Raw genomic sequence first — 5375 nt, forward strand, 5'->3', positions numbered from 1 at the left:
TCCGTTTCTCGCAGTCCACGGGTCAAAAATTCATCGTCCAGTATGGCCCGACCACTGAGGATCTTTCCCAGCCGGTGCTCGGAGAGATCGATGAAGCCGACGCAGCCAAGCTGGCTGAAGTGGGTAAAGCTGTTTGGGAATCGACGTTTGAGTCGAAGGACCTGATCTGGATGACAGTCGAACTGGCCAAGGTGCAGAGGCCAAATACCGCACGCCACGATGCAACGCATTGAGACATGGAGGACTGGCCTTGCCCCGGTTTCCCGGACGCCCTTGCTAGCCCATTAGGCCTTGCTCGAACTGAACCGGGCTAACGAAGTTCAGAATCGAGTGCCTGCGTTGTTGATTGTAGAAGCGCTCGATGTAGTCGAAGACGTCTGCGCGGACATCATTTCGCGTGCGATAGACGCTGCGACTGAGGCGCTCCGTCTTGAGCGTGGTGAAGAAGCTCTCCATCGCAGCGTTGTCCCAACAATCACCGCGGCAGCTCATGCTGCAAGTAATGCCATGGTCCTTGATTCAAAGGCAACTGGCGCGAAGCGAAAGCCGAGATCGATCGTCAGGAAAAAACCGACTCATCATGACCGCTACAATCTGAGCGGCGTAACACCCACCCGTGCGCAACGGTCACGTTGCGCCATAATCGGCGGTCACGTTCACCGAAATGCGCCGCCGGCAATCGGGTTTCGCCCAAACCGGGGGACTCCTTCACCGCTTGCGCTGTTGGTATCCCACGCTTCGCGGCGACCGCCGACACCCCACAACATAACCGGATGACGTTTTCCGTGTCCGCACAGACAAATAGTGCTCCGCAAGCCTGCGCGGCAGGATATAAATCTTTTATTTGAGAGCACCCGACTGAAATCACCTCAGACGTTCACTCTTCGGATCGGAAAACACGTCAGTTGATTTGCATTCTTCTTCCACCCGCCCTTCGTGCAGAAACATGACATGGTTTGAAACATTACGCGCAAAGCTCATCTCGTGGTCACCATGATCATGGTGCGACCCTGCTGGGCGAGCCGCTGCATGACCTTCAGTACTTCCCCGACGAGTTCCGGACTCTAGCGCCGAAGTCGGCTCATCAAAAAGCATTACATCAGGGTGCATAGCTAGAGCGCGGGTAATCGCAACCCGCTGCTGTTGGCCGCCCGATAAATGCGAAGGATGCTGCTTTTCCACTCGCGGGCAGAGCCCGACCTTTTCAAGGTACTCTCGTGCCCGCTCCTCGGCTTTGCGCCTGGAAAGACCGAGAACGCGCACGGGCGCTTCTGTCACGTTCTCGAGCACGGTCATATGCGCCCAAAGGTTGAAGTGATGGAAATCCATCGCGAGCTGCGTGCGATCCAGCGATTCCTCCGTCTCAACAAGTACGGGGAACATGCCGGGGCCCTCGCGTACCTCATCTATCAACGGATCGACCGCTCCCTATCCGATCCATCACCCGGCCACGAAGGGCGTCTTCGGCAAAACGACGACCACTATCCTATCCCGTACAAACGGCGGCTCTTCCACCTGACTCGGCGCGAGCGAATCCGGAGCGACATGCTACGTCAGACGGCGCCTGCGCAGTGCCTACCTCGACTCAATTTCCTATCGCCTTTAGGATGGCTGCGGGCAATCGGTCGCCTTTCACCTGGATCTTCGATATTTTCTCACTGAGGTGACTCACATCTTCCTCGGTTAGGTCGAGGTCGAGGGCGCCAAGATTTTCCTCCAGCCGGTGCAGCTTCGTTGTGCCCGGAATTGGCACAATCCACCTCTCTCGTGCCAGCAGCCATGCCAGCGCGATCTGGGCCGGCGTAGCATTCTTGTCTGCCGCGAAAGTCTCCAGAACCTCGATCAGCGCCTTATTCGCTTTGCGCGCCTCCGGCGAGAACCGCGGAACGATATTGCGAAAGTCTGCCGGATGGAATCGAGTTTTCTCGTCGACCCTGCCGGTCAGAAAACCGGCACCTAGCGGACTGAATGGCACGAAACCAATGCCAAGCTCTTCCAGAGTCGACAATAGCCCCGCTTCCGGCCCGCGCCAAAATAGCGAATACTCGCTCTGAACGGCTGTCACAGGTTGCACGGCATGGGCTCGGCGGATGGTCTCCACGCCCGCCTCCGATAGCCCGAAGTGCATTACCTTGCCCTGAACAATGAGGTCTTTTATCGCACCGGCAACATCCTCAATCGGAACAGTAGGGTCGACGCGATGCTGATAAAAGAGGTCGATTCGGTCGGTGCGAAGGCGCTTCAGACAGGCTTCCGCCACCGCCTTGATGTGTTCCGGACGGCTGTTCGTACCGCTCCTGCGCTCCCCTGTCACCAGGTCGAGGTCGAAGCCGAATTTTGTGGCGATAACCACCTGATCTCGGATTGGTTGCAACGCTTCCCCGACAAGTTCTTCATTGATAAACGGCCCATAGGATTCGGCTGTGTCGAACAGCGTAACGCCGCGCTCATGAGCTGCTCTGATAAGTTTGATCATTTCCTGTTTGTCGCCCGGCGGTCCGTATATAGCGCTCATGCTCATACAGCCAAGGCCGAGGGCAGAGACTTCCAGGTTGCTTCTTCCAAGTTTTCGCATTTGCATAGATTATCCTCCAGTTGACATGAGGGCCATTGTTAATGCGTTGGAGAAAAATATCAATGATGATAACGAGCAAAACGAAAAAATTCGATGAGGCCTTTTTCACCTTCCTCTCCCCCTGTACCGTCCTCCGCCTCATGAAACCGTTTGCGATCGGGCCAGCTAGACTAGCACCCAGCACAGAGGCGCCCTTCGCTCGAAATGATTTCCGACCGAAGTCGTATTTATTATCCAATCCCATACTGCGGATATCGATGACCAGAAACATGGTTGCCTCAGGGAGCGGGCATTGAAGGTCTTCACCTGTATTGCGGCCTTGAAACACTGCGTCAAGCACGCAGCGATTTAGTTATCTCTTTCGGGCGACCAAGATTGAGACAGTTCGTGCCCTTTAGATAAAATATGCAAGCAAATGGCGAATCGCGGTGCCAAATAAATTTAGCCAGGCCGCGACCATGTTTCAGCTTGCCCTCTTGTCTTCTTATGTCGACTCACGCATCCTCCAAACATGTCCATGCGGCCGCTGCAGCGCAGCTATTGTGCCAAGTGAGCACGAGTCGACCAATCCCTAGTCACTTCGGCATTCCGGCGACTTTTGGGGCCCTCTGGCTGCAACGTTCGCGAGTCGCGTTCCCGACAAACACGCGCGATTTTGTCGCAACCGGTACTCCAAAACATCCGTTTTCCTGTCACGCGCCATCGATGTCACTTGCGCATAGCTGCGCTGGCATCTTGATCTGCGAACTCTGGAGACGAGCCAGCACCAGCGGCGCGGTCTGCGGGGCCGCATTCGATCGATCGGCTCATCACTGCTTCCGGGCCGGATTCATGACAGCGCGCGCAGGCGAACTTTGGCCGTGGCGTAAGCGTGTCGTGAGCGCCGTCTTGACGACAGCCCGGTGATGTTCAGGCGTGGTTACGAAGTTGCTCAGCCACAACCCACGGCATGAGTTGATCGACACGGTTGATCGCGTGATCAGCGATGCGAGCAAGTACGAAGCGCAGATATGCCTCGGGATCGATGTCGTTGAGCTTTGCTGTCCCGATGAGGCTGTAGATTGCCGCCGCGCGCTCGCCGCCAGAGTCAGCGCCGGCGAACAGGTAATTCCGCCTTCCGATGGCCACTCCGCGCAACGCGCGCTCAACCGGCAGATTATCGATCTCGAGTCGACCGTCGTCGCAATAGCGCGTGAGCGCAGCCCAACGGTTGAGCGCGTAGAGAATCGCGCGGCTGGTATCGGATTTGCGCGAGAGCGTGTCGAGCACTTCCCCCAGCCAAGTATGGAGCTGATCGAGTAACGGCTTCGCGTGCGCCTGGCGATAGGCTCGGCGCTCATCGGGAGGCTTGCCGCGGATGGCCTCTTCGATTTTGTAGAGTGCTCCGATTCGCTCGATTGCTTCGGTATTGAAGGCATTCGGCCGAGCGGCGTGCAACTCATAGATCTGTCGCCTCGCGTGAGCCCAACACGCCGCTTCGACTACGCGTCCGGTTTCGTAAATGGCTTGATAGCCACCGTACGCATCGGCCTGTAGCGTGCCGGCAAACGATGCGAGATGTTGCTGCGGACGAATGCCCTTGCGGTCAGGCGTGTAGGTGAACCATACGGCAGCCGGCGTTGCATCGCCTGACGGTCGATCGTCGCGTACGTAAACCCAAAGTCGCCCGGTCTTGGTTGTGCCGTTGCCAGGTGCGAGCACGGGCACAGGGGTGTCGTCAGCGTGCAGTTTCGATGCCGCCATCACGTGGCGACGAATGGCTTCGACGAGTGGTTGCAACAGTGCCGCGCTATGACCGACCCACTTCGCCAGCGTCGCACGCTCGAGCTCAACACCTTCGCGTGCATAGATGACCGATTGTCGGTAAAGCGGCACATGGTCAGCGAACTTGGAGACGAGCACGTGTGCGAGCAATCCGGGGCCGGCGAGGCCGCGTTCGATGGGGCGGCTCGGTGCGCTCGCTTGCGCAATGTGATCGCAGCACGTGCATGCGAACTTCGGTCGTACATGCCGGATCACCCTGAAGCTCGCCGGTACGTACTCGAGCTGCTCCGAAACGTCTTCGCCGAGTTGCTTCATCGCGGCGCCGCATTGCATGCAACGCTCGGCCGATTCCGGCAGATATGTGCGCGTGTCGCGCGGCAGATGATCGGGTAACGGTTTGCGGTGCGGTGCTTCCGGCGCGGTGCGCGCCGTCTTCGGGATCTCGACGGGAGCAGCCCCCTCGTCGGCCTGCAGGTCCTCCAGACGTAGCTCGAGCTGCTCGATCTGGCGATCCAACTTCTCCGATTTGCGGCCGAACTGCATGCGGCGCAACTTGGCAATGAGCAGCTTCAGGTGTTCGACCTCGGCCGCCCGCGAAGCCAGCGCCGCTTCTTGCGACTCCACTCTTTCTTGTAATTTGGCGACCTGGACGTCACGTTCGCGAAGCGCCGCTGCCTGCTCGAGCAGCATGGCCTTGAGCGTTTCAACGTCGTCGGGAAGTGGGCTCGCGCGCGTCATGGGCGCAGTTTACGCGCCTGTACTGACGTTTACAACGCTGAAGTCGGTCGCGCAGTTCTCGTCGGTTGTCGCCAGTCGATGCCTTCAAGCAACATCGACAGTTGCGCCGGGCTAAGGCAAATGACGCCGCTGTCCGCCTGAGGCCAAATGAAGCGTCCCTTCTCGAGCCGCTTGTAACTCACCTCGGAATGCAGGCCTTTCCGCGGCCTCGACGCAGCTTGTCCGCATAACCCATCCCTTCCATCCGTTTAGCGGCCGGCAGCTCGTTTGCGTCGGTGAACGCTATAACCGCTCTGGC

The 5375-nt window shown here is 58.2% G+C and carries 3 protein-coding genes and 3 pseudogenes; 1 reads left to right on the forward strand and 5 read right to left on the reverse strand.

Annotated features, from left to right (window positions below):
• Positions 1-233, forward strand: a pseudogene (locus C9I57_RS31950) (hypothetical protein); the annotation flags it as partial.
• 43 nt (positions 234-276) lie between these two features.
• Here the strand turns inward: C9I57_RS31950 and C9I57_RS31955 are convergent.
• The 5 genes and pseudogenes from C9I57_RS31955 to tnpB all read right to left on the reverse strand — a co-directional run.
• Positions 277-513 (reverse strand): annotated as a pseudogene (locus C9I57_RS31955) (integrase core domain-containing protein); the annotation flags it as partial.
• Between the two features lie 351 nt (positions 514-864).
• A pseudogene (locus C9I57_RS31960) lies at positions 865-1410 on the reverse strand (ATP-binding cassette domain-containing protein); the annotation flags it as partial.
• 175 nt (positions 1411-1585) lie between these two features.
• On the reverse strand, positions 1586-2581 hold the full coding sequence (locus C9I57_RS31965) for an aldo/keto reductase (protein ID WP_107154498.1): 996 nt from the start codon (positions 2579-2581) through the stop codon (positions 1586-1588).
• Between the two features lie 903 nt (positions 2582-3484).
• Positions 3485-5077 (reverse strand): IS66 family transposase, encoded by a 1593-nt coding sequence (tnpC, locus tag C9I57_RS31970; protein WP_107154499.1) that lies wholly within the window; start codon positions 5075-5077, stop codon positions 3485-3487.
• A gap of 29 nt (positions 5078-5106) precedes the next feature.
• On the reverse strand, positions 5107-5259 hold the full coding sequence (gene tnpB / locus C9I57_RS33755) for an IS66 family insertion sequence element accessory protein TnpB (RefSeq protein WP_219909921.1): 153 nt from the start codon (positions 5257-5259) through the stop codon (positions 5107-5109).
• Between the last annotated feature and the right edge of the window lie 116 nt (positions 5260-5375).

Source organism: Trinickia symbiotica (genome assembly GCF_003028655.1).
Taxonomy (GTDB): Bacteria; Pseudomonadota; Gammaproteobacteria; order Burkholderiales; family Burkholderiaceae; genus Trinickia; species Trinickia symbiotica_A.

What these genes read in the sequence shown, in the direction of transcription:
- C9I57_RS31965 (WP_107154498.1), bottom strand. Translation starts at nt 2,581, where the DNA reads ATGCAAATGCGAAAACTTGGAAGAAGCAACCTGGAAGTCTCTGCCCTC.
- tnpC (WP_107154499.1), bottom strand. Translation starts at nt 5,077, where the DNA reads ATGACGCGCGCGAGCCCACTTCCCGACGACGTTGAAACGCTCAAGGCC.